Here is a 24,980-nt window from a genome sequence, read left to right as displayed (position 1 = left end):
AATTCCAATATATGGTATTATTGGAGGGGATGATGCGATAAGTAGGAGGGTTGTATTTGAGAAGATTAATTTCAATATTTTTAATAGTTGTAGCCATTTTTGGGGTATCGTACTACTACATCTTCACTCAATCCAGAGGTGCATTCATCATTGATTCCTCACACGAAATGATTGAGTCGGCTGCACCTAGTTCGCTAAATACCGAACAAAAGTATGGTTTTAGGTTAGTCAACGCAAGCGATAAGAAGATTAAGTTATTAGAAATTGAATTACTGGACTTTGAAGGCATTAAGATAAATGGCCTAACAGTTGATGGAAAACCAATGACTCCACTATTAATACCAAGTCATAGAGTCTATACAAGTACGAGAAATTGGACAACCAGCAGCCAAGGCGTTAATGTTGACTATCTCGCTGAAATTATGAAGGAAACCATAAAGAACCCCGAGAGTGCAATAATAACTTATTCATATTTGGGAATAAAGCAAAAACAGAAAATAAGAATACCAGGGCTAGAATAAATAAACTGGAACTTCATTACGCTAACGGGTTCGATAGCTCAATAAACCAGGCCAGTCTAACACTTTATTTTTGTGTTTTGACTGGCCTTTATGTATAGAAGGATTGAATAGTCTAATACCTATTTTTCAAAGGTAAAGAGCTTTCTTAGACACAAATAGCATCAAATCAATAACATCAGTCTAATACTGTATTTTTTCTGAACAGGTGGCGCAGTTTACCAAATCGCTCGCCCAGACACTCCTGCCTTGGAGAACGCCCAGTCGCTCCGGGACCAGTTGATTATGATTTCGAGGAAAGAGAATTGGAATAGGAATATCTTGACCATATAAAAAGTGCCGAGAACCGGCACTTTTTTATTTTGATATTTTTTGGTTCCAAAAGACAATAAACGACACGGTGGATGAATTCACGATCGAGTGCAGGACAAAGGTTCTCTCCAATCCTGCCGTGATCAAACAAAGGAAATAGGCTGATCAATATGATCAGCCTATTCACCAGCTTCCAGCAAAATGAGATAACGCTTATTTTTTGTGGGAGTTCAGATAATCGATTGCCAGATTAGCCAGAACCCGGGTGCCGACGATCAGGCTGGCATCGTCCGCCTTGAAAAGGGGCGAGTGGTTGGGGGCCGCCTTGGCAGGATCTTCGTTCGCGGCTGTAACTCCAAAACTGACGGACATTCCAGGGATTTCATTGGAGAAAAAAGAAAAGTCCTCCGCAGCCGTGCCCTTTTTGCCTACGTTCGCATTTTTCTCGCCTACGACCCGCTTCAAGGTCGGAGCCATTTGTGCCACGAGATCGGGGTTATTGACTACGGTGGGGATGCCTTCTTCCACTGTCAGCTTTGCTTTGGCACCAGCGCTCTCAGCAATCATAGTGGCTGTTCGCTCCATACGTTTGAGAATGTCTTGCCGCATCCCTTCGTCATAAGTACGAAGCGTCCCTTCCATGTCTACCTCATCTGGAATGATGTTGTTTCGATTGCCGCCGTGAATGCTGCCGACAGACAGGACGGAAGGCTCCTTGATCACGTTTACTTGGCGGCTCTCGATCGTTTGAAACGCCGTAATGATCTGCGAAGAGACGACTATGGGATCAACACCTAGCCAGGGCATGGCGCCATGGGTCTGGCTTCCTTTGACATTTAATTTGAAGGCGTTGGCGCTAGCAGTAGAAGGCCCGGATACATAAGAGACCTGTCCGACATTCATGCCGGATGAAGTGTGAAGCATGAAGATGGCTTCTGGTTTGGGATTGTCCAGAGCGCCTTCCTTCATCATCAGCTTCGCACCGCCTTCTTCACCCGCAGGGGCACCTTCTTCCGCTGGTTGAAATACGAAAACGACTGTTCCGGGCAGTTGATCCTTCATGCCCGTCAGAACTTCGGCCACGGCCATTAAAATGGCGGTGTGCGTGTCATGGCCGCAGGAATGAGCTACACCAACTTCCATTCCGTTGTATTCAGACTTGACCGTTGACTTGAAGGGGAAGTCAGTCTGTTCAACGACCGGCAATGCATCCATGTCGGCACGAAGGGCGACGACAGGTCCTGGCTGCTTCCCGCGAAGAACACCGACCACACCGGTTTTTGCTACGTTTGTTCGCACTTCCAGCCCTAGACTTTTTAGATGGTCGGCTACTAGCTTGGACGTGCGAAATTCCCGATTGCCCAATTCGGGATTCTGGTGAATATCGTGCCGCCAGTTGATCAGCTTCTGCTCGATCGCTTTTGCTCGCTGGTCAATCATTGTGTAGGCTGAATCGGCCGAGTTGGCCAAGACCGCTCCACCGTTTGGTACGAGCAGGCAAGCAGTGGCACAAAGTGAAAGCAGTAGCTTGGTTCTCTTTTTTAAGATCATGGAAATCCTCCTTTAGCTGAGACTAATGAACATGTTCATTATTATATACTAAAAATTCAGAAAATTAAATAATCTACTAAAGTGGAAGAAGGAGAATTTATCGTGAATGTTAGGCAAAGCCGCCGAAAAAGCGCCGTGAAACGACACCATTCTATTTTTGGTTCCTATAGATTATAACCTTACAGATCAATTAGCGTCTAATAGAATGGTGAACGTTGCACGTTTGCTGAAGCCAGCGAAACAAAACGGTCATGACCGTTTTGTTTGACCGCAAGCGGTCGCATCCTCGTTTATGAAAAACGTCAAGACGTTTTCCACAGATAACAGACATCACGGAGGAGGTCAGGATGAAAAGACGATTGTACCCTCTGCTGCTATCACTGCTGGTCCTGCTGTTCATCCCCGGTTGGGCGGCGGCAAGCAGTGCCAAGGAGGAACCCGTCAACCTCATGATCGGTGGACAAGCTGTTACTCCAGAGGTCCCACCTGAGATCAAAAATGGTCGGACCCTTGTTCCGGTCCGTGTCATCGCCGAAGGACTCGGTGCGGATGTAGACTGAGAAAATATAGTATAAGACTGGGAACGGAATTAAGCTACGGGCAGATTAGCGGGATAGAAATAAGGTCTTATTCCACATATCCATGACTCAATCAAAGGCAACATTTTTAAATAGGAAACGTATTAATGTATAAATCGCATTGACTACAAAGGAGATCAAAGTATAAACAAGTTTGTAGTCTATCTAATTGCTTGTATTGCATGTATTGTCATCCCGATACTCGGTGATTTATATGGATTATGGGATAGTCAACAACCTAAGACAGGCACGGTGGGAGATGACGCAAGGCAAACCTAACTGCAAAATCGGGGTTGACCTGGAGTCGACTCCAGCATGTAGAATGCGGTATGAAAGGAGGTGCGCTCGTTGTACACGATCGGTCAAGTCGTAGAGATGACGGGGTTCGGACATGATACGCTCAGGTATTACGAGAAAATCGGACTGCTCAAGCCGCAGCGCAAATGGCCAGGCGGCGCGCGCGTGTTTAGCGACGACGATCTCCGATTGCTGTCCGGACTGAAATGTTTGAAACGGCTGGGATTGTCTTTGGAAGAAATCAAGATGTTCACGAGCACGAAACGCTGCGTGACCGAACTCTCGTCGATGCAAGATGGAGACGAAGCCGTTCTCCGGGATCGAATCGTCCTGCTGACGGACAACTTGGTCCGGATGGAGACGCAGCGCCGCGAACTCGACGAGCTGATCGATCGGACGAAAAACAACATTCGCCTGTACAACGAACTGTTGGACGGGACGCCGTAAACGTTTCGATAGTTCCGGCGTTCGCGCCTCCAAGAACTCTTGCAGAGGAGATGCCCGCATGAACATTGCAATAATCGGTTCGGGACACATCGGCGGTACGTTGGGGAAAGCATGGGCGGCGAAAGGTCACCCGGTGACGTTCGGTTCGCGGGATCCGCAAAGCGAACGGATGCGTGAGCTGCTCGAGTCGATCGGCCCGAACGCCGCGACGGCGTCCGTCAAGGAAGCGGTCGCAATCAGCGAAGTCGTCGTATTGGCCGTTCCCGGCACGGAAATCGAGCGAGTGCTGGAGGAGGCGGGAGACCTGCGGCGGAAAATCGTCGTCAATGCGACGATTTTGTTCGATGGGCGGTCGGCGGACGAGGAAGTGCGGAGGCTCGCAAACGGCGCACGCGTCGTGCGGGCGTTCCATACGTCGACGTGGGAGGCGCTCGCGAACCCGCGGTTCGGCGTGGCGAACGCCACGCTCTTCATGAGCAGCGACAACGAAGAAGCCAAGCAAACCGTTCTCCTGCTGGGCGCAGAAGCCGGATTCGACATGGTGGATACGGGTGGGGCGGAAGCGATGGCCGAGATCGAGAAGGCGCTCTTTTCGTTCTGGACTGTGCTCTCGCCGCGGTTCGGCCGCGACTACGCGATCCGGGTGCTGCGAAGGGAAGAAGCGCAGCCGTCTTAAACCGGGTTCGTTTTTATTGCGCCGAATCACTAAAAGAGGTGTGGGGGATTAAACTAACGGGTTCGATAGCTTAGCAAATACATCAGAGGCTGCTGGAGTTTATCCGGCAGCCGCGTTAAGCTAAAGGGCAGTTTAACAAAGAATTATCCTCGTGATTCTGGGAGGAATTGCAAAAACTCACCTGTTTTTGCATCAACAAATATATTTGTCATTTTCCCCTCATTATCTAACCCTAGTACGCCCATAACTGTCTTACCATTCCACCTATAAAGCAAGAAGTGATATCCTACAGCCCAATTCTTACCCGGTTTAAGATTGAATTTTGATTTTACCATTTGGAGTATGGCTGGACTATCTAAAACAACATCTCGAGATGATATTAAAAAATCGGATTTAATTGTGCTTTTTGAGGTTACAAATACGGTATTTTTTTTGTCATGAATATACATGGCAACAGATTTCCGTTCACCAGGTACAAAAAACATTAAGCCCCATTTTCTTCTTTTACCGTCTGCACCTTTACTTCCTATTTTGTTGTCATCTATACTTCCCATTTGACCCAAAGTGACCCTTGAATCCCATTTTTTCGCTATTGATAAGCCTAATTGGTATGCTTCTTTTAATGTCAGCTCAGTATCAGTTTGTGGTTGTGACTGTGCAAAGATAGTATAAGAATGAAACGTTGATATTAAAGCCACAAGTACGGAAAGAAGTATTTTTTTCATTTAATCACCTATTAGTTAAACTCCCCAAATTTGTGATATTTATTAAACTAATGGGTTCGATAGTGGAACAAACACAAATAGAAACTGCTGGTGTTAATACCGGCAGCCTTTGCTTATCTAACGGTCAGTTTGATACAGTGTAGCTCTACAATTAATTCGCGTGCGAACGTTGTAAACACAGTGTGTTGACGTTGTGTTCACGGCCATGTATGATTAACTTATGCGTAATAGAAGGAGGTATTAGTTAGATGGATGCTAATTTGCATATACGCTTGTCAAAAGAACTAAAAGAGCTTTTTCAACAGATCGCCAAGGAAAACAATAAAGATACCTCATCTTTAGTGAGAGACTGGATTTCCAGCTATGTGGCTGAACATCAGAAATCTGATGAAGCCTTAGCATCTGATTTGTATCTGGCAGGCTACCAGCTTCAGCAAGCGTTTGGTGGGAGAGAAAAGGTGAATAAGGAGTTTGCACAGCGTTTGCAAGAATACTCCTTAACGAATCAAAAGGAATTCACAGATCAAATCATATCAACCTACTTGGACCTGAACTTGACAATTCCTTCAATTGTCTCCAAAACGTCCAAGGGTTTCGCTTTTTCGCAAATGTTTTTATTGGGCTTATTAGGAGATAAGCCGAGTGGAAAATTATAGGTGATCGTGCTCGTTCATTATTTACAGATGTGTGTACACTCCATCCTTCGATCATAATGTATCCACATGTAGTTCAACTAACGGGTTCGATAGTTGAATAAAGGCAGTTGCAGCCTAAGACTTTATTTTTGAGTCTGTAGCTGCCGCTGCCTATTTATTTTCGATCAGCCTAAAACTAAGTAATCAAAACTTGAAGAGTGGTGACCTATAAAAGTTCCCGGTCTACTACATGATTTTTAACTAACACTGTCGCTACTCTTCTACTCAAGGAGGCGCGTCACAGGGATGGAATGTTCCTTCTTCCTGTTTCTCGCGTAGCCAAGCTGTTTTCTCTGAAAATGATTGTTTCGGATCAGAGCAAAAATGACGAGCAAGGTACCGTAAAACTCAAACATGCTGATCTCGTAGCCCTGAAAAGACATCAGGATAAAGGTAGTGATCGGGACCAGGTTGATATATAAAATGCCGTTTAACGGAGTCAGCGCTTTGATGCCAGCATTCCAGCTCAAAAGGGCGGCGAGTCCAGGCAATAGGACCATGAAAGCCATTTCATACTTGATGGAAACCACGCTTTCCCACGTAGGGACGGGAATCCACTGAAAAAGGGACGCGATCGCAACCACCACGAAAGAAACTGCAGTTCCCAATAAACATGTCAACGTCGAATAACGCAGAGTTGACCAACTACTAAAACGCCCTCCGCCGATGGAGTATATGACCCACCCTATCACACCGGCAAAAATCAGCAGCAACGGGAAAAGCTGCTCGCTCGCCTTGGCGAAGAAGGCCAGGCTCCCATTCGTAATCACAAGCAATGCGCCAGCCAAGGCGATGGCGATGCTGGTTAGCGCATAGGAGGGGGGCATTTTTTTCGTGGTGACGGACAACAGGAGGATGGAGATCATCGGCATGAGTACTTCCATGATGGATGCGGCGATGGTGCCTGCCTCGCCCATGAGATGCTGTCCCAGGAAGACCCCCATGTTGTAGACTGTAAATGCCATCGTTCCAAAGAACACCAAAGCCCTCCCGCGTCCCTCCAAGCGAAAGGCAGAAAAGCCCTCCTTTACCCAAAGCAGGCCACACAAAATGACCGTAACGAAGAAATAGCGAAGAAACGAGAAGTAGAAAGGATCAATCTGCTGCAGAGCGATGTGGGCAACTGGAAACATCGCTCCCCACGACATGCTTGCGATCATGCATAAGATTGATCCTATGATGATTTGTTTGTTTTTCATGTAAAAGCTCTCCCTTTCAATCTAAAGCTGATTATTGATTCCTTCCAAATCATAAGGGATGGAAATAAGATAGTATAATGATTGATAATAACTTTATGTATCACTTTTGGTGATGGATAAAGACAAGAGACCTCCCATGGGGAGGAAGCACGAGGAGAGGGAACAGGTGGAGCTGAACGATTTGAAGATTTTCCAAATGGTGGCCACATTAGGCAGCGTGAGCAAGGCAGCATCCGAGCTGAGCTACGTTCAATCCAATGTTACGGCCAGGATCAAGCTGCTGGAAAAAGAGCTGGGGACTCCCTTGTTTTATCGAAATAAGCGAGGAATGACACTGAATACAGAAGGGAGGAGACTGCTGGAATTCTCACGGGAAATCCTGTTGAAAATGGATGACATGTATCGTTATTTCCATCAATCGTCCGTGCCTTCTGGGGTCCTTGCAATCGGGATGGTGGAAACGATCAATGCGCTTCCCGCCCTCTTATCCTCTTACTGCGGTCAGTATCCGCATGTGGATTTATCTCTTAAGGCAGGAGTAACAGAGCATTTGCTTCAGGAGGTTCTGGATGTGGATCTGGACGGAGCGTTCGTCACAGGCCCGATCAACCATCCGCTGATTGAACAGGTGCACGTTTTCCACGAAGAGCTTGTGCTCGTCACCAAAAGCAGCTCCTTCACAGTCAATGACATGACGGGAAAATCGTTGCTCTTGTATAAAAAAGGCTGTGGGTATCGCGAGAGGCTGGAGAGTTGGATGAAGCTGGAGGGATTGGTTCCGAGTAAGGTGATGGAGTTCGGAACGTTTGACACGATCATCGGCGGAGTCGCTGCAGGAATCGGGATCAGCATTTTGCCGAAATCATCCGTGAGCAGCCTGGCTGAAAGCGGGACGATTCATCTTCATCGGGTACCGGAACCTTATCAGGAAGTGTCTACGGTTTTCATACGCAGAAAGGACGCCGTCATCACGAGCACGATGCAGTCGTTCCTGGACGAGATCAGCCAGCAAAAGATCATTACCTGCGAGAACTAATTTACTGAAGGGAAAAGCCTGTCCCCTTCGCTAACGGGTTCGTTAGGTCAATGAAACAGAGGCAGTCTAGGACTTTATTTTCGTGTCCAGCGTGCATGTCGAACCTCGAACCAAGAGGAATAAAAAAGAAGCTGGGAAAAACCAAAACGAATCGGTTTCCCCCGGCTTCTATACTAATTTAGGCCCCCGCGCATTCTATGTGCTATTTTCCGTTTTGACTGTCTAACTTGGTATCAAACTGGTTTACAAAGATTGACGGTGAACCCAATGGATTATAGAAATCGAATTCGACCGACTGTGCAAAATTGCCATTGCCTGTAATTTTAATCAGCATAGGCATGGGAGAGTGGCCCTCCGGCTTCCAGAGAGCGGATATTTTGTACCGGCCGAGCGGGATTTTATCTACTCCGTGGCCACCTGTTGGGAGTGCCGTTGCACGTGTTGTGATCGTTTTGCCGGAGCTTCCGTCAAACAATGGCCCGACAGGTGTGAGTGTAATTTCTAAGTCGTTCATCTCAAATTGCGGCAAGCCATCGTCAAACGACCAAAAATCGGGGTGGATTTCGATATGTCCTACGACACCCTTCAAGGTGAAATCGCGAATAGCCCCTGAACTTCCGGCGAATGGTTGATCGACGTCAGACCTTAAATAAAACCGTTGCTCCTTGCCGTTATAGGGGAGAGTGAAACTTGTAGACATAATCCAGGTCGTTGGAAGGTGAGGCAATTGGATCCGATAAAATCCATTCTGATCGGTCACCGCTCCTAAGTTGCTGTCTGAGAACAATTGGTTATCTGCATGGATCGTAACTCCTGGAATTGGCTTTCCCTGCGCGTTACGTAAATAGCCTTTCACAACGTAGGGCTCTACTTTCCCGGCAGAGGGGAGGGGCTTCGGAGCAGGTGCAGGTGCTGGTTTTTTCGGTTGCGCAGCATGAGTAGGCTTTGAAACGACGGCAGACTGCGTTTCGCTAAAGGCATCCGCGACTCCGATGAACGCAAGACAACTTGCCACCAAAAGGGATAAGCTCGTCAATTGTTTCCTAAATTTGATCATCTCATCGTACTCCTATTCAGAAAATCTTCGTACGGTTAACCCGCCTCAGGCTTCGCCTCTGGTTTGGCAGCAATCAACCGAGTCGCGTTTGTTTCGAAAGCCACCTCAGGCTTCGCCTCTGGTTTGGCAGCAATCAACCGAGTCGCGTTTACCCCGAAAGCCACCTCAGGTTTCGCTTCTGGTTTGGCAGCGATTATCCTTGTCGTTTTTATTGCGGGAGCCATCTCTGGCTTAGCTTCCGGCTTGGCGCTCACCGCTGCTGGAAAGGCAATTGCTGTGAGTAACCCAGCCACTACAATCATCTTGAATCCTTTGCTCATTGTCATAACCTCCATAAAAATGAATTGGTTTATGTCCCTTATCTTATCTCGTCAGTGTTCACCTTTTCATGAGTAACGGTCAGGAAATACAGTGGGAGAAATACAGGATAATGCTGGGAACAGGGCTGGGAATTTTTCCGAAAATGGCCTCCTGCCCATTGCCCGCTTCGGTTGTTACATTTTCACCCGATATTGATCTCGTCTGCACCAGATATCGATATCTCTCCTCTAGGATAGGGGTATCTTGCAAGAAGGAGCTTTTGCGTACGAAAAGAGTACAACGATGGGTAAGCATTTTTCTGTCAGCGGCGATACGATCGCCCCTCGTCGCCTGCGGCGCGGCTGACGACAAGGGTCAGACTCAACACGCTACGATTCAGGCGCATGCGGGTAGCGTCCAGGAATTGTTCGGAAGCAGCTTGTTCGTAGGCGACTTTTCGACTTCATCAGTTTAAGAACTGGGAAGTAATGGACCAGTGCCCCAATCGTAATAGAAAACGTTGAACGAACGGGTTCAGATAGTTCAATAGCAACAGCGGCAGTCTAAGACTTTATTTTCACTGGACAGCGAGTTCCATAAAAACGTTTTGATAAGTAAAAAGGATTAAGTAAATATACCTTAAAATATTGTAAAGATTTTGAAAATACAAACATTATTTTCCCCCTATTATGTAGGAAAGTGTGTTCAACAAGAGGTTCTTCGCAAATTCCAGCTGCAAAGGGGGATGAGCGCGTTCCGAATTGACACAGATGCATGATGCAGCTCTGAAACACGGGTCAAACATGACTAAGGGGGAAAAAGCGTGAAGAAAAAAACGTTCCTCAGTACGCTATTTGCGCTCAGTATCGTTGTGGCAGCCTCATTGTCCGGATGTTCAACCGGGCAAGAAGCAAATATATCGAATACGAACAAACAAACAACTACTGCGACACCCAATGAACAAGGTACACTGGTCATTGCTCGGCAAGCTGACGCAAAAAAACTTGACCCTCATTTTCTCACCGATTTTGAATCTCAAAATGTCATTTTCCAGAAAGTCTATGAAACTCTCGTACAACAGGACAAAGACATGAATATTCAACCACTCCTCGCTACCGAGTGGAAACAGCTCAATGATACGACCTGGGAATTCAAGCTGCAGCAAGGCATCCATTTCCACGACGGCACCCCGTTTAACGCACAGGCAGTTCAAAGGACCTTTCAGCGAGTGTTGGACCCCCAGGTTGGGGCTCCGCAAGCATCTGACTTTGAGATGATAAAAGAAGTGAAAGTGATTGACGAATATACCTTCCAATTTATTCTGAAATATCCGTTTTCTCCGCTTTTCTCCATTCTAGCGAGCAACGAAGCCAGTATCCTTAGCCCAAAAGCGATTGAACAATACGGCAAAGATCTTGCGAAGCATCCCGTAGGAACAGGTCCATTTGTCTTCCAGTCCTGGACACCTGGACAAGAGGTCGTCTTGTTGAGGAATGACAATTACTGGGGCAAAAAGGCGAAAGTGGGGAAAGTCGTATTTAAGGTTGTACCTGAGGATGCGACGCGCATCGCAATGGTGGAGACGGGAGAAGCGCATATTGCAGAACCGTTGCAGGTTACAGAGCTGGAACGCGTCAAGTCCTCCCCATCCATGAACCTCTACAGAAGCGATTTGCTTGAGGTCGCATACATCGGGTTTAACTTGAAAAAGAAGCCGCTCGATGATGTGCGTGTACGACAGGCGATCAGTTACGCCATCGATAAAGAATCACTGATCAAGGGGGTGTACAACGATGTCGGTAAACTCGTGCACACGCCTATGTCCTCAAAGGTGCTGGGATTCACCCCAGATATTAAAGGATATCCGTATGACTTAAACAAGGCCAAGACGCTGCTGGATGAAGCAGGGTACGCCAACGGATTCAAAACGACCATATTGACTATCGATCTTAAAGACCGTATTAATGTAGCAGAGGTCATACAATCACAATTAAAAGGCATAGGGATTGATGTCGAGATTGTCACAATGGAAAGCGGCGCCTATTTTGATGCAGTCATGGCCGGAAAGCAGGACATGTTCCTCGGAGGCTGGGGAAACGTTACGGGCGACGGCGATTACAACCAATTCAACTTGTTCCATAGCAGTTCTCAAGGCTTTAGTAACCGTTGGTTCTACTCGAATCCTGAGGTTGACAAACTAATTGAACAGGGGCGCCGAGAAACAGACATTGAAAAGCGCAAGCAAATCTATGCAATGGCGCAAGAAATTGAAATAAAAGATGCAGTCTTGATTCCTTACCGCAATCCAGAGATTCTGGCCGCTGTCAGCAAAAACGTGAAAGGTTTTTGGATTAACCCGGTCAGTATGCATATGCTGCATGACGTCAGCATTGAATAGCTGATGCACACGATCAAGGAGAAGAGAATCGCCCCGCTCCAAAAACAGGAAGATAGATGGAAGAATAGACAGGAGACTTGGCATGGCGCAAACCAAACAGCAGTTGCTTCGGATGTTACTCGCTATATCTGTCGCATGGACAACAGCTCTCATCGGTTGCTCTCCCAGCCCGAAAGAGAGAGCCGAACACAAAAATATCTCAGAAGCCCCCAAGGATGGCGGGACATTGATTATCGCTCGCTTGTCAGACGCAGACAATCTGGACCCCCAATTCAGTTCTACACTCAATGCCGCAAGCGTGGTTCACCAAAAGGTTTATGAAGGACTTGTGACACGCGACAAAAACATGGAGTTTCGACCGTTGCTCGCCACGGAGTGGAAACAGATCAACGATGTTGTCTGGGAGTTCAAGCTTCGTCAAGGGATTACATTTCATGACGGGACACCCTTCACCTCAGCAGCAGTCAAAAAGACCTTTGATCGCATTTTGGATCCGAAAACAGCCTCGCCCCGGGCTACCGTATTCGGAAAGGTAAAAGAAGTAAAAACCGTGGATGACTATACGGTCCAAATGATCCTCACCGAGCCGTTTGCTCCCCTTCTTTCCATCCTGGCCAGCCATGAAGGGAGCATTTTCAGCCCGAAAGCGATTGACCAGTATGGCAAGGATTTATCGAAGCATCCTGTCGGGACAGGACCATTTTCGTTTCAGTCATGGAAGCCCGGCCAGGAAATTACGCTTGTGAAAAATAAGAACTACTGGGGTGATAAGCCCAAAATCGATCAAGTAGTCTTTAGAGTTGTGCCTGAGGATACCACGCGGATTGCGATGGTTGAAACGGGAGAGGCGCACATCGCTGAGCCGCTTCCCGTAACCGCGATTGAGCAAATCGAATCATCGGACAAGATGAGCGTCTATCGAAGCGAGGCGCTTGGTACAGAATATATCGGGTTTAACGTGAAGAAGAAGCCGTTTGATGATGTTCGCGTCCGTCGGGCCATCAGTCACGCGATCGAAACCGATGCCATTATTAAAGGCGTCTACAATAATGTGGGTACGAAAGCAAACTCTCCTCTGAGCCCCAAGGTGTTTGGGTACAGCCCTGAGGTGAAAACGTACCCATACGATCTGAACAAAGCACGAGAATTGCTCTCAGAAGCCGGCTATCCCAATGGATTTCGAACAACAATCTGGACCTATGACCGGAAAGACCGAGTAAATGTAGCGGAAGTCGTGCAATCTCAATTGAAGGGAATCGGAATTGACGTTGAAGTAAAAGTGATGGAATACGGAGCCTTTGTCGATGCGATCGAAGTCAAAAAAGAGCACGACATGTTTATCAGCGGTTGGGGGAACGCAACGGGAGATGCCGACTATAATCAGTACAATCTGTTTCACACGAACTCAGCCGGACGAGGAAACAGCTTCAATTACACCAACCCGGAATTGGATACCCTGATCGAAGCGGGCCGAAGGGAACAAGACCCCGCCAAGCGCAAAGAAATTTACGCCAAAGCTCAAGAGATTGAAGTAAGAGACGCGTTGCTGATTCCTATTCGCAATTTAGAACATGTTACGGCCATAAGCAAAAATGTTCAAGATTTTTGGATCAGCCCCTCTGGATATCTGATGATAAACGAGGTCAAGATTCATTAAACGCAACGGAAAATGATTCTCCATTTGCTCCCCCTCAGCCGCAGCGAGTTCAGAACAACCGACAGCTAGCTAAAAGCCATCGCAATCCCGGCTACCCATGGCTCCGGTAAGCCGATCATCGTGGCTGGAATGGCAACCGCATTACAAAAGAGAGCTCAAGTCTGTCGGCTGAGGAGGAACGCATGGACATGTCCCGTCAATTCCATGTGGCACTTGTGATCCGCTGGATATGTCCGCTTTTGGATTTGTCTTTCGTTACTCTTTGAATGTGACTTTTTTTGGTAATCCGTCTTCCAGGTTCATTTCCCCTTTATGCCGGACAAACACGACCTGGTTTCCTGTAAAAATAGGCGGATTTTCCGGATCGAAATCCTGCCAGTTGTCCTGCCCTGCTACGCTGTACTCCATGTATCGAGTCGCCCCGACAAGTTCGTTTTTCTCATCGTCAGCCAAGACATTCGGCGGCAACTGCTCAATTTTCCCCTTGTGGATGCCAAGCTCCTTGATTACTTTGTCATGCTTGTAGTCATACGCCTGGATGACGACATCGTCACCGTACACGCCCAAGCGCAGACCTTGTTTGAAAGTCCCGCCATCCGGGGTCACCTTTTCGCCGCCGTTTGGACCGGCCGACATCCACCCTGTTTCAATGCCACCCGTGTTCACCACGGTAAATCCGCGCTTGTCTCCGCCGTCTACTTTCTTTTTGCCTGCCCAGTCTGGCAAGTTCAGGTCCCAGTGAGTGTGACTGGTGAAGAAAACCACTTGTGGATAGTCTTTGAGGATATCGAGGAGCTTGTCCACATTCAGGTAATCGTTCAGATAAGGATTTTGTCTGGAACCGGAGACGCTATCCGGGAGCACGTGATGGGAGAAGATAAAGATCGGTTTGTCCTTGTCCTGTTTCTGGTAGTGTTCCAGGTTTTCTTTTAACCAGTCCAGCTGTTCATCGCTCATAAATACTTCATCCCACAATTTTGGATCGTGGTATTTCATGTATTTCTCCGTGCCAAGGAATAGAAAAGGATATCCTTTGATTTCTTTTTTATGATAGACTTTCTCTTCGCCGCTGAATTGGTAGAAGTTATCAAACAGCTCCTCTTCCGTTGTGCCATTGGGCCACGTGCTTTGGGCGAGCGTTTGGGGATTTTTCCACTTCGGCACATAAAACTCATGGTTTCCGATGCTGTACCAGACCTGTTTGGGATGCGGATTTTGATCCAGTACATCTTGTACGGCCTGATATTCAAAATCGTAACCGCGGGGTGTAATGTCACCGTTGACGATCAGCGCTTCGGACTTTGGATTGTCCTTGCTGATGTCTTGCAGAACGTGAGCAAAGTCTTTCAGGTCTCCTTGAATGTCACTAATTACATCGAACGTCATCGTAGCCTTTTTTTCAGAAAACTTGTCCTCAGCCTGAACAGAATCGACAACTGGGAGCAAACCACCAAAAAGGATAGCAGAAGCTGTCAAGCCGGATACGACCTTTTTCATTTTGAATTCTCTCCTCACCTTTGTTTTTTTGTGGAATTCAGTTGTGTGTTTCGATTACATGGTAAAGAAACAAAATTAATAAAACGTAAATCCAATACTAAGGTTTGCTAAATCCCACAAAAATGGTCCTTCCGCACTATTCTTGATCCATATAAAAAGGAGCTACCCGAAAGAAGCCCTATTCTCAGTCCACAACACGCTTCAACGCTTCTTCGCAACAATTTGACTGGAACTTACCCCAGTTGTTTAATAGTACTGGGAAATGCAAAGTAAAATTCGCTTAGAAACGAAAAGGATGCTGAAAAATGCAAAGGTTTATTGTAGTTGGTGCGGGGATTCTAGGAGCTTCTACTGCCTATCAATTGGCAAAAAGAGGCGCAGACGTGATCATCGTTGACCGGAAAGATAAAGGACAAGCAACTGATGCAGCTGCGGGGATTATTTGTCCGTGGTTATCACAGAGACGCAATCAAGCTTGGTATAAACTTGCAAAGGAAGGTGCACGTTTTTATCCATCCTTGATAGAAGATCTCCAAAGGGATGGAGAAATGCACACCGGTTATGCTCGTGTTGGTGCCCTCAGTATACACAGGGACATAGAAAAGCTTATTGAACTGGAAAAACGTGCATTAAAACGCAGAGAGGATGCTCCTGAAGTTGGGGAAATCACTCAGCTCACACCAAGCGAAGCAAATGCTTTGTTTTCTCCACTTGCCGAAAACTACGCCGCAGTACATATTAACGGAGCCGCCCGTGTCGATGGACGTGCCCTCCGTGATGCCCTTTTGAGCGCCGCAATAAAAAATGGCGCTACTCTTTTAAACGGGGAAGCCACCCTCCAATATAGTGGAACATGTGTAACAGGAGTAATTGTTGAAGATACACCTATATATTCTGATAAAGTGATAGTTTGTGCTGGCGCGTGGGCAAATGAATTACTAAAGCCACTAGGCGTAGATTTCAAAGTATCCTTCCAAAAAGCTCAAATCGTTCATTTAGAATTGCCAGAAGCGGACACGGACAACTGGCCCGTCGTCATTCCGCCGAATGATCAGTACTTGTTGGCATTTGATGATAAAAGAATTGTCATTGGCGCCACGCATGAAAACAATATGAAGGGTTTCGATACTCGTATAACGGCTGGTGGCTTGCAGGAAGTTTTCAATAAAGCATTAGAAATAGCTCCCGCCTTAGCTAATAGCACGTTTCTAGAAGCAAGAGTAGGTTTTCGCCCGTTCACTCCAGGTTTTCTCCCTGTCATAGGAGCTTTACCCGGCTGGGAAAGAATCTTCGTTGCAAATGGATTGGGTGCATCGGGGCTAACGATGGGGCCTTATATCGGACTACAACTGGCAAAACTTGCTCTTGGACTGGAAATCGATATTCATTTGGAAAATTACGATGTGGCTGGTGCAATCGGGGATTAAAGCCTCATCCCCGGTAGTACAAGCTGAAATACACGAATTACAAAGAGGTCGAATTTCTGGAATAAAGTTGTAGTCTGGGAGTTGCTTTAAGCTAACGGTAATATAGTTCCAATAAGTGGTATTATTATTAGTGAGGTGGTTATCTCCAGAATATAGTAAGCAATTTTACAGGCTACCGGGATCATCGGAGCCAGTTCTGCTTGGCGGATTAATCACAGATGAAGAACATACCAAAAGAAAAGAGGAAGAACAATGAGCGGGTATCCCCCTGAAATTGAACAATTTCACCAAACCTTGTGCAGCCTAGCCGGTGTCGATTCTGCCATTAGCGGTGTGGATGATTTGTCATCTGTGGATGCGGAGCTGCTTTTCGTAACCGAGTATGCTCATCTGCCACATGCCGCTCTGCTGCGTACCGGGGGAGGGCTGGACAATGAGGTTCTGATTCAATTTGAGCTTGTGCTGCAGCCGTCACAGGAAGGTTGGCATGCACTTGAGTTTCTCGGCTGGTTTGTCCGCGATTGTGCAAGAGGCGGCCACAAGATGCAGCTGCGGCCGTTTGCGCTGCCGCCTGTGACGCCGTATGGCAGACAGCTGGGTCATACGTTGAAGTTCCACCTAGATCTCTTCGTGGATGGCATTGAAGACTCTCTGGCTCCTGCCCTGCAGGTTGTATCTGAGATAAACCGATCCTTAGAACTTGCCATCAGCTTGTATAAGATTAATCAAGCACAAGTATAAGATCGCACCTCTATTTATTGGTTTTGGGCTGGCCAAAAGTATTGGACTGCCGCCACTTCATTATGCTAACGGGCAGTTATGCTTAATAACGCCAACTAAATTATGGTAATATTGATATGCGTTTCTAAAAACCACTACAATCAAAGGAGATTACTATGGATGATCAATGGAGGATATCTAAACATGACCCTGAAAGGAAAAGTCTGTTCAATGATATCGCTTCAAAATTAAGAACTTCTTTGGGACATTTGGCTATTCGTATTGTACCGCGGTAGTTTTTCTGAACAATCCTACAGATTGTTTAATGGTACGCTCAAGAAAAACATCGATTAATGGAACTTTACAGGAACGAACGTGTTAAATATGTTGAAGGAAAAGGACCGATTGTTTGGAATATTTTACGGAAAGCTCGTACTTGGTCGCAAGAAGTAGGATGGAAACCAGGAATATCAGATATGTAGGATTACTTGCTTATACCTTGAGCTGTCCAAAGAAAATAAAGTATGAGACTGTGAAAATAATGTTTTAGACTGAGAACATATAGTGTATTAGACTAATGATGGGGCTTTACGCTACGGGCAGTTTAGCATGGCGGTTGCTACTATCTAGGCTTTCCTAAGCAGGCAAGCAATAATGTAGCCCTTTACATTTCAACAATGAGGTGCTAAGATCAGTTCGACACTTATAGAAATGTAGAGTAACACTTTGGAAGGAGATCATCATGGCTGAAAACGAAGAAGAAATGGGGCAGGCGGTCAAAGTATACAAAGCTTTAGGTGAACCCACGCGTTTAAAAATCGCTTTGCTGCTAGCAAAGGAGAGTAATCAATGCTTTACTGCTATTGGCGAAAGACTCGAAACGGTGGCTGGCTCAACGTTGTCGCATCATCTGAAGCAATTAACCGACTCTGGCTTAATCAATTCGCGTAAGAATGGATCGTATATTCACTATAGTGTTAATCAAGAAGTTGCAGAGAAATTTGCGCCTTATTTGCTGGCGTAATTTTTTTGAAACGCATTTCTACATTTCTAGAAGTGACGAATTGTTTAGGGAGGAAACTATGATGGAAGAAAAGTCAAAGATCATGGAGTTGGGAATTACCACTTTTCTCCACACAAGGCCTGATCTTGGACGTGTCTGGCCGGCAGAGAGGCTGCGTCAAGCGATCGAGGAGATTCAATTGGCTGATCAAGTTGGGCTCGATGTGTATGCTATTGGCGAGCATCACCGGAGCGACTATACAAGCTCGTCTCCGGCTATCATTCTTGCAGCTGCAGCATCCACAACCAAGCGGATTCGGCTATCTAGCGCCGTAACGGTGCTCTCTTCGGATGATCCGGTCCGTGTATATCAGGACTTCGCAACGCTGGACTGCCTATCAAAAGGGCGGGCCGAGATCATGGCCGGACGCGGCTCTTTCGTTGAGTCGTTTCCGTTGTTCGGGTATAACCTGAACGATTACGAAGAGTTGTTCGAAGAGAAGCTTGAACTTTTATTGAAAATACGAACTGCGGAGAAGGTGACCTGGGGTGGAGGGCATCGCCCGGCAATTAACAATATGGGCGTATATCCCCGTGCACAGCAGGATCCGCTGCCCGTATGGATTGGCACAGGTGGCAGTCCGGAATCAGCGGTTCGAGCCGGCACGCTTGGACTTCCTGTGATCTTCTCGATTATCGGTGGGATGCCGGAACGGTTTGCCCCTTTGGTGAAACTATATAAGGAAGCCGCCGAGAAGGCAGGGCACGATTCCGGCAATTTGCAGATTGCAACGCATTCCCATGGTTTCATTGCGGATTCGTTTGAAGCTGCCGCGGAACGGTACTTTCCCGTGATGGCAGAGCAGATGAACCAGATTGGACGGGAACGAGGGTGGCCACATTACACTCGTGACTCGTTCGAAAAGGCTTGCGACCTTCGTGGTGCCTTATATGTTGGAGATCCAGAATATGTGGCGGAGAAGATTCTGCTTGCACAGCAGAATTTAAGCTTGACCCGTTTCCTTATGTACGTCGATTTCAGCTCACTTCCGCATCGCGAATTGCTACGGACGATCGAGCTTCTCGGTACTAAGGTTGCACCTATTGTCCGTAAGGAGCTTGCCAAGCAATAAGAGGATTTTTATTTAGGTATGATTCGCACGTTTCTAAAATTGCGAAAATAGAATGAGAGGGATCGACATGCTAAACTCATGGAAAATTTACATACTGGCCATCGTCAGTTTTTTGGTAGGGACTTCTGAATTTGTTATCGCTGGAATATTGGATAGGGTCGCAAGTGATGTCGGCGTGACGCTAGCAGCAGCCGGGCAGCTCATCACTGTCTACTCGCTTGCATACGCGATCGGCACTCCAATTCTGATTGCAATCACCGCAAAAATGGACCGAAGAAAACTCATGTTGGCTGCTTTGGCGCTATTTCTTTTAGGAAATCTAGTCACGATTACAACGACTGGCTTCGCCATGTTGTTTGGAGCTAGAATTATTTTGGCGATTGGAACCGGTGTTTTTATGGTGGTCGCCCTAACCGTTGCCTCTAAGATTGCTCAGCCGGGCAAGCAAGGCGGTGCGATTGCTACGGTTCTCTTAGGCTTTAATCTCGCGCTTATTCTAGGTGTTCCTCTGGGGAGAGTTATTGCTAGCTCCTATGATTGGAAGATCATCTTTACGGGTATCGGAGTGCTCAGCCTGATTGCTATGTTTGTCCTTCTGCTGACCATTCCCAAGTCTAAGGGCGAGATTCCAGTTCCCATACGGGAGCAGCTTTCCTTGCTCAAAACGCCTCGAATCTCTATTGCCTTGTCCATTAGCTTTTTCTGGATTCTGGGTTATACGATCATTTATACTTATATTTCTCCGTTCCTCCTGACCATTACTGGAATGAGTGACCAGATGGTCAGTATCGGGCTATTTGCATTCGGTATAGCCAGTCTTCTTGGTTCTCAGGTTGGCGGCTATGGCGCAGATAAATGGGGGATTCCCCGTACTATGATTGGGGGCTTGCTTCTCCACTCCGGGATCTTGTTACTAATTACAGCATTCTCCCATTCTTTCGTATTCGTGCTGCCTTTACTGATGTTGTGGTCTTTTTTTGCCTGGTCGACTGGTCCGGTCCAACAAGTTTATCTGATTGGCATGGCACCCAAAGCCTCGGGAATCATTCTGAGCTTGAACACTTCCATCGTACAATTGGGCATGGCCGTTGGAGCCGTAATTGGGGGCATGGTTGTAGAAAACATATCGCTTCAAGCCGTCGGTTGGATTGGCGCAATCGGTGTAGCGATTGCACTCCTCCCAGCAGTGGTATCTTTATCCATGCGGAGCCAATCTGATAGTAGAGCACAAGAACTGTCTGAGACAAAAGTTTGATACACTGGTGATGAGATTACTGTTATAAGCAATTATCTTGTGATTTATATCTTAGTTAAGGGGGGAAGTGTATTTTCCCAATTCATCGATAGACGTGATTAAGTTAGTGTAAATTGAAAAGTGTTAACCAAACAGTTTTGATAGTTGAACAAAGATAGACAAAGAAAGAGCCATCCCGTAAGGATGGCTCTAAAACTTCGTTACTGACAGCGCGGAGAACCTTACCATTGGCGCGGAGAGCTTGCCCCGTCACCCACTGTGATTCTTCGCTCGCAAGAAAGAGGACGACAGCTGCGAGGTCTTTGGTTTCCCCGAGACGCCCGAAAGCGTTCATGTTCAAGCTCTTTGGCTAATTGACGCGTGAATTGTTCGACGGCTCCTTTAGAGCCAGCGCACAGGCTGTAGGACGGGAACATCTGACTCGTTACCGAAGTGGAGAAGTTGATGATGCGGCCATTGGGATTTGATGCTTAGCCGCAAGCTGGCATGAAAAGTAGGTCATCCTGTACGACCTCTGCCGTCTGCTCCGAACGCTCCGGCTATCATCCTGCCGATTCCTCGGGACGCTCCGGTGATTAAGGCCATTTTACCTGCAAGCTTCTTATCCATATCTGCTATCTCCATATCTGGGGCGTTAAGCAAACGGGTAATCCATTACGACGATCCCTTCGACAAATGAGCCGATGGATTGCAATAAATTTTGATGCAGGGGATGCTGAATATAATCCCGGCAAGCCTGTTGATTCTCAAAAGTGACTCGAATGCCCAACGTATAGCCCTGCGTATGTTCTACTTCCTCCGTGATGTTAATTCCGGCGCTAAGATCGACGATACCCGGAATTTTCCCTTTAAAGTCATACACGCGCTTTACCGTATCTTCTTGCTCTGCAATGACAACATTGGGCTTAAATTTCAATAGCACCACATGCTCAAACATCTTACTCCCTCCCAGGCTTCTGTTTAGGTTTTACTTTGCAACTGCTTCAATTGGGAAAGTTCCTTCATCCATTTCACAAAGTTTTCGGCTACGAGATCAAGCTGCTTTATCGTAGGTTTGTCCGTCAGTTCCCCCTTCTCATTGATTTTTTCATGGACCAGGCCGATGTACACTTCATTTCCAGGCAAAAGCGGCGAGGAAATGCCGGAAGAGAACAGAATGTCTCGCAGATGGCCCTGCGATTTGACCGATCCCAACAATCCCATGGATGACCCTACGATCCAGGAGGGCTTCCCGATCATGACTCGATCCACACGGGATAACCAGTCAATCGCGTTCGCCATGGCGCCGGGAATGGTCGAATTATACTCCGGAGTGACCCATAACACCGCGTCGGCTGCAGCGACCCTCGCCTTAAAATCAATAACCGGCTGTGGTGGAGCAGACTCGATATCCTGATCGTAAAAAGGGAGATCCCGAATGTTCAGCACATCCAACTGAAAAAGATGCTGATAACGGTTTTGGATATAGCGTGCTAGCTTCAAGTTATACGATTCTTTGCGAATGCTCCCGACGACCGCAGCTACTTTCATTCTCATCACCTCAATGATATTGATCCGAATGGAGTTGGACAGGTTCGACCGATGATCGCTGTCTCATCCATTCTTGCTATTCTTCCTAAGGAGAACATAGACTAGTGTATATGGACCTGACGAGGCTAGGGAGAGATCTGGTTATCGTAGGATTAAGAATCCTACGTTAGTGAATAGATAGGAGGCATGGAGATCATGGTGTACAGATTGGACCGTTATGAGGAATTGTCTCGTTTTCTGCGCACACGCCGTGAACGAATGACCCCAAAGCAAGCAGGATTGCCGGAGTCCGGACGCAGACGAACACCCGGGCTTCGCCGCAGCGAGGTCGCTCTGCTGGCAGGCGTGGGAGTGGATTGGTATACCTACTTGGAACAAGGACGTCATATCAACGTATCCGCCGAGGTCCTTGATCGAATAGCTGAAGTGCTTCGGTTAGACGAATCGGAACGAAGGCACCTGTACCATCTTGCGCGTAAGCAATATCCCTTGATCGATACGAAGCAGCCCTCGAAGGTAACACCCGAACTTCAACGTTTTTTGGATAGCCAAAACCTGTCCCCGTCGAATGTCATGGATTCGCGCATGAACATCCTGGCCTGGAATGAAGCTTACTGCGCATTGAATGGGGATCCCGCGGCCATGTCGGATAGAGAGCGCAATTTTGTCTGGATGACGTTCACTTCTCCCCGTTTCCGCTATGTCAAGGGAGACCAATGGGAACTGCATGCGCGACGGATCGTCGCTAATTTCCATGCCGGGTATGCGCGTCACGGCGACGACCCTTGGTGGTCTGAGCAGTTCGAAGCCCTGTCCCATGCTAGCAGTGAGTTTCGTGAATTTTGGGACTCCCATGAGGTTCTCGATGCCATTGATGCCCCCAAGACGTTGCATTGCCCGAAACTCGGAATGTTGAATTTCGATCTTGTCTCGTTTCTGTATTTGAACGATGCAAACTTAATCGTGTCCATCCATGTTCCCCATCAAGACTGCACGGTGGAAAAAATGCAGCGGCTGTTAAGTGACTATCAGAGCCAGCATTCGGGACTTTTTGAATCTTTCCAAAGAGTCTAGAGTGGAGAAGTTACCGTATGTTCTTGTTGGAATAGAGTAAAAGGGCAACCAAAAGGGGCCTTTACGATTTCAATAGAGGACACGGCCAACCTTTCGCCGAGAGACCCATTAAGCTGAAATGTACCATAGTTTACAGACAGCTCATTCCGCTAACGGGGATCGATAGCTGAACAAACGCAAAAAAGGGCTGCAGGTGATAATTCGGCAGCTTTTGCTAAAACGAAAGGGTAGAATTGTTCAAGTCAACCACGGTGAGCCGTACCATAAGTGAAGCGAAAATTGTACGATGGCAGATTGGATGATGCATCATCAACATCATCATTTCACAGGTTCAGTAGGTTAACAAATGATTTCATTTGAAAAGAGCAGGTGGAAAAAAGGAATCCTTCGTAATAGGCATTCTGATCCAGAAGGTAGATGGATTGAAATTTGGGAGGAGAAAGTAGTCCGATTGTTGAGGAGCAGTGTTTCGCTGCTCCTTTTTGTTATGGAGTGAAAAGGAAGAAGGTTGTTTCGTGGACATGAAGAATTTGTTATGGAAATAACGACTGAAATACTGGAGGTGCACAATGGAGTTTAAAACAGCTACTATCGACCATCTTCCCGCAATTGTCCGTTTATTAGCCGACGATGAATTGGGGGCTACGCGAGAGCGTTTTGAAGAGCCACTTCCTCTACAGTATATTGAGGCTTTTGAAAAAATCATGCAGCAGGTCGGAAATTCAATCATTGTTGCTTTGGATAACGAAGAGGTAATTGGTTGTCTTCAGCTTACGTTAATTCCAGGTATCGCACGATTAGGAATGACACGCGCTCAAATTGAGGGTGTTCGTGTTGTCCGTAGTTATCGCAGTAAAGGTGTGGGAGAAGCATTATTTCGTTATGCAATGGACGTAGCGAAAGCAAATGGTTGTGGGATGATTCAATTGACAACGGATAAACAACGAAAAGAAGCACATCGGTTCTATGAAAGACTTGGATTTGTTGCAAGTCATGATGGAATGAAACTTTTACTCAGTGATTAGTTGTTGGACTATGGGATCGAGAGTTCAATGAAACAGTTGCTTCATTCTGACGTTGAGTTTAAAACGAACACTCAAATTCTAGTGATTAAGAAGACCGGAACTCCTCGTACCATAAAGGGTTCCGGTCTAATGCTTTATTTTCACTGCTCATCATCCTAAAGAGGGGACTCTCTTTTCGCTACTACTAACGGGAGAACAACACGTTGTAAGGTTTTGCTATACAGACAAAAGAAAAAGGGCCGATAGCATTTCCAGAAGCTTATTTGTAACGCTCGCCCGATTATTGCCCGGTAAATAATTGCTGTCTCCATTGTGTCGCACATTTTTCTCGCTTCCCTATACACGTCCAAGCGGTGGGAAACTTCTTCTCATAACCTGTCTACATAAAAGAAAAGGGGGAGTATTTCTTGAATAAGAAAAATCAGGGATACAACCAAGGATATAGTGGCTCGTCACAATATGCCAATAAGAGTGTAGGTGGATATGCGGGGCAATATGGACAACAAGGGTCATATGGAGGACAAGGACCACACGGAGGACAAGGAGCATATGGAGGACAAGGCCCATGTGGAGGACAAAGACAATATGGAGCTCAAGGAGCACATGGGCCACAAGGAGCATATGGACAACAGGGAGCATATGGACAACAAGGGGCATATGGTGGACCACAAGGAGCATATGGAGGGCAAAGACCATATGGAGGACAAGGACCATATGGACAACAAGGAGCACATGGGCCACAAGGAGCATATGGGCCACAAGGAGCATATGGGCCACATGGAGCATATGGGCCACAAGGAGCATATGGACCATATGGAGCATATGGACCACAAGGAATGGCTGCGCGTCTAAATGGGCGGTGTAACTGCGC

General features: G+C 46.8%; 23 protein-coding genes and 2 pseudogenes. 16 read left to right on the top strand and 9 right to left on the bottom strand.

The genetic code is table 11. The annotated features are described in order from the left end of the window. The first annotated feature begins 56 nt into the window (after positions 1-56). Entirely contained in the window at positions 57-521 is a 465-nt protein-coding gene (locus JNE38_RS24705; protein WP_203353740.1) for a hypothetical protein, read from the top strand. 522 nt (positions 522-1,043) lie between these two features. On the opposite strand, the gene JNE38_RS24700 is transcribed toward JNE38_RS24705, so the two are convergent. After that, the gene (locus JNE38_RS24700; RefSeq protein WP_203353739.1) at positions 1,044-2,381 is read right to left on the bottom strand and encodes an amidohydrolase; all 1,338 of its coding nucleotides are present in this window, start codon (positions 2,379-2,381) and stop codon (positions 1,044-1,046) included. A 347-nt stretch (positions 2,382-2,728) separates the two neighbouring features. On the opposite strand from JNE38_RS24700, the pseudogene JNE38_RS24695 reads away from it, so the two are divergent. The 3 genes and pseudogenes from JNE38_RS24695 to JNE38_RS24685 form a co-directional block, all read left to right on the top strand. Beyond that, a pseudogene (locus JNE38_RS24695) lies at positions 2,729-2,938 on the top strand (stalk domain-containing protein); the annotation flags it as partial. A gap of 369 nt (positions 2,939-3,307) precedes the next feature. Beyond that, positions 3,308-3,703 (top strand): MerR family transcriptional regulator, encoded by a 396-nt coding sequence (locus tag JNE38_RS24690; protein WP_203353738.1) that lies wholly within the window; start codon positions 3,308-3,310, stop codon positions 3,701-3,703. Then, the gene (locus JNE38_RS24685; protein ID WP_428993738.1) at positions 3,648-4,379 is read left to right on the top strand and encodes an NADPH-dependent F420 reductase; all 732 of its coding nucleotides are present in this window, start codon (positions 3,648-3,650) and stop codon (positions 4,377-4,379) included. The genes JNE38_RS24690 and JNE38_RS24685 overlap by 56 nt, the downstream gene beginning before the upstream one ends. 143 nt (positions 4,380-4,522) lie before the next feature. On the opposite strand, the gene JNE38_RS24680 is transcribed toward JNE38_RS24685, so the two are convergent. Further along, on the bottom strand, positions 4,523-5,104 hold the full coding sequence (locus JNE38_RS24680; RefSeq protein WP_203353736.1) for a hypothetical protein: 582 nt from the start codon (positions 5,102-5,104) through the stop codon (positions 4,523-4,525). A gap of 248 nt (positions 5,105-5,352) precedes the next feature. Here JNE38_RS24680 and JNE38_RS24675 point away from each other — a divergent pair, with 248 nt between their 5' ends. After that, entirely contained in the window at positions 5,353-5,760 is a 408-nt protein-coding gene (locus JNE38_RS24675; protein WP_203353735.1) for a hypothetical protein, read from the top strand. Between the two features lie 260 nt (positions 5,761-6,020). On the opposite strand, the gene JNE38_RS24670 is transcribed toward JNE38_RS24675, so the two are convergent. Then, positions 6,021-6,998 (bottom strand): DMT family transporter, encoded by a 978-nt coding sequence (locus JNE38_RS24670; protein WP_203353734.1) that lies wholly within the window; start codon positions 6,996-6,998, stop codon positions 6,021-6,023. Between the two features lie 166 nt (positions 6,999-7,164). On the opposite strand from JNE38_RS24670, the gene JNE38_RS24665 reads away from it, so the two are divergent. Continuing rightward, on the top strand, positions 7,165-8,034 hold the full coding sequence (locus JNE38_RS24665) for a LysR family transcriptional regulator (RefSeq protein WP_203357732.1): 870 nt from the start codon (positions 7,165-7,167) through the stop codon (positions 8,032-8,034). A 202-nt stretch (positions 8,035-8,236) separates the two neighbouring features. Here the strand turns inward: JNE38_RS24665 and JNE38_RS24660 are convergent, their stop codons facing one another. Beyond that, a complete protein-coding gene (locus JNE38_RS24660) occupies positions 8,237-9,091 on the bottom strand; it encodes a carboxypeptidase-like regulatory domain-containing protein (protein WP_203353733.1) in 855 nt (284 codons plus the stop codon). Between the two features lie 35 nt (positions 9,092-9,126). Continuing rightward, complete coding sequence (locus JNE38_RS24655; protein WP_203353732.1) at positions 9,127-9,411, bottom strand: hypothetical protein; 285 nt, start codon at positions 9,409-9,411, stop codon at positions 9,127-9,129. 803 nt (positions 9,412-10,214) lie between these two features. On the opposite strand from JNE38_RS24655, the gene JNE38_RS24650 reads away from it, so the two are divergent. Both JNE38_RS24650 and JNE38_RS24645 read left to right on the top strand, forming a co-directional pair. Beyond that, on the top strand, positions 10,215-11,789 hold the full coding sequence (locus tag JNE38_RS24650) for a glutathione ABC transporter substrate-binding protein (protein WP_203353731.1): 1,575 nt from the start codon (positions 10,215-10,217) through the stop codon (positions 11,787-11,789). 82 nt (positions 11,790-11,871) lie between these two features. Next, positions 11,872-13,446 carry a glutathione ABC transporter substrate-binding protein gene (locus JNE38_RS24645; protein WP_203353730.1) on the top strand — a complete coding sequence of 525 codons (1,575 nt, stop codon included), beginning with the start codon at positions 11,872-11,874 and terminating at the stop codon, positions 13,444-13,446. A gap of 255 nt (positions 13,447-13,701) precedes the next feature. Here the strand turns inward: JNE38_RS24645 and JNE38_RS24640 are convergent, their stop codons facing one another. Further along, positions 13,702-14,943, bottom strand: coding sequence for a DUF4073 domain-containing protein (locus JNE38_RS24640; RefSeq protein WP_203353729.1), 1,242 nt, complete (start codon positions 14,941-14,943; stop codon positions 13,702-13,704). 305 nt (positions 14,944-15,248) lie between these two features. On the opposite strand from JNE38_RS24640, the gene JNE38_RS24635 reads away from it, so the two are divergent. From JNE38_RS24635 to JNE38_RS24615, 5 genes are all read left to right on the top strand, one after another. Continuing rightward, positions 15,249-16,370: an NAD(P)/FAD-dependent oxidoreductase gene (locus JNE38_RS24635; protein ID WP_203353728.1), complete on the top strand. Its 1,122-nt coding sequence runs from the start codon at positions 15,249-15,251 to the stop codon at positions 16,368-16,370. A 252-nt stretch (positions 16,371-16,622) separates the two neighbouring features. Then, positions 16,623-17,111 carry a hypothetical protein gene (locus JNE38_RS24630; RefSeq protein ID WP_203353727.1) on the top strand — a complete coding sequence of 163 codons (489 nt, stop codon included), beginning with the start codon at positions 16,623-16,625 and terminating at the stop codon, positions 17,109-17,111. 721 nt (positions 17,112-17,832) lie between these two features. Next, entirely contained in the window at positions 17,833-18,114 is a 282-nt protein-coding gene (locus tag JNE38_RS24625; RefSeq protein WP_203353726.1) for an ArsR/SmtB family transcription factor, read from the top strand. Positions 18,115-18,175: 61 nt separating this feature from the next. After that, the gene (locus JNE38_RS24620; protein ID WP_203357731.1) at positions 18,176-19,225 is read left to right on the top strand and encodes an LLM class flavin-dependent oxidoreductase; all 1,050 of its coding nucleotides are present in this window, start codon (positions 18,176-18,178) and stop codon (positions 19,223-19,225) included. A gap of 67 nt (positions 19,226-19,292) precedes the next feature. Next, the gene (locus tag JNE38_RS24615; RefSeq protein ID WP_203353725.1) at positions 19,293-20,480 is read left to right on the top strand and encodes an MFS transporter; all 1,188 of its coding nucleotides are present in this window, start codon (positions 19,293-19,295) and stop codon (positions 20,478-20,480) included. A 223-nt stretch (positions 20,481-20,703) separates the two neighbouring features. On the opposite strand, the pseudogene JNE38_RS31105 reads toward JNE38_RS24615, so the two are convergent. The 3 genes and pseudogenes from JNE38_RS31105 to JNE38_RS24600 all read right to left on the bottom strand — a co-directional run. Continuing rightward, positions 20,704-20,979, bottom strand: a pseudogene (locus JNE38_RS31105) (SDR family oxidoreductase); the annotation flags it as partial. A gap of 135 nt (positions 20,980-21,114) precedes the next feature. Further along, positions 21,115-21,417, bottom strand: coding sequence for a Dabb family protein (locus tag JNE38_RS24605; RefSeq protein ID WP_203353724.1), 303 nt, complete (start codon positions 21,415-21,417; stop codon positions 21,115-21,117). Between the two features lie 23 nt (positions 21,418-21,440). Next, on the bottom strand, positions 21,441-22,010 hold the full coding sequence (locus tag JNE38_RS24600; protein ID WP_203353723.1) for an NADPH-dependent FMN reductase: 570 nt from the start codon (positions 22,008-22,010) through the stop codon (positions 21,441-21,443). A gap of 195 nt (positions 22,011-22,205) precedes the next feature. Here JNE38_RS24600 and JNE38_RS24595 point away from each other — a divergent pair, with 195 nt between their 5' ends. From JNE38_RS24595 to JNE38_RS24585, 3 genes are all read left to right on the top strand, one after another. Continuing rightward, on the top strand, positions 22,206-23,084 hold the full coding sequence (locus tag JNE38_RS24595; protein WP_203353722.1) for a helix-turn-helix transcriptional regulator: 879 nt from the start codon (positions 22,206-22,208) through the stop codon (positions 23,082-23,084). Between the two features lie 569 nt (positions 23,085-23,653). After that, a complete protein-coding gene (locus JNE38_RS24590) occupies positions 23,654-24,109 on the top strand; it encodes a GNAT family N-acetyltransferase (RefSeq protein WP_203353721.1) in 456 nt (151 codons plus the stop codon). Positions 24,110-24,604: 495 nt separating this feature from the next. Beyond that, positions 24,605-24,961 (top strand): hypothetical protein, encoded by a 357-nt coding sequence (locus tag JNE38_RS24585; protein WP_203353720.1) that lies wholly within the window; start codon positions 24,605-24,607, stop codon positions 24,959-24,961. The last annotated feature ends 19 nt before the right edge of the window (positions 24,962-24,980 follow it).

Source organism: Brevibacillus choshinensis (genome assembly GCF_016811915.1).
In the GTDB taxonomy this organism is placed as follows: domain Bacteria; phylum Bacillota; class Bacilli; order Brevibacillales; family Brevibacillaceae; genus Brevibacillus; species Brevibacillus choshinensis_A.
Note: the sequence above shows the minus strand (reverse complement) of the source record. Positions and strands in the feature narration are given on the sequence as shown.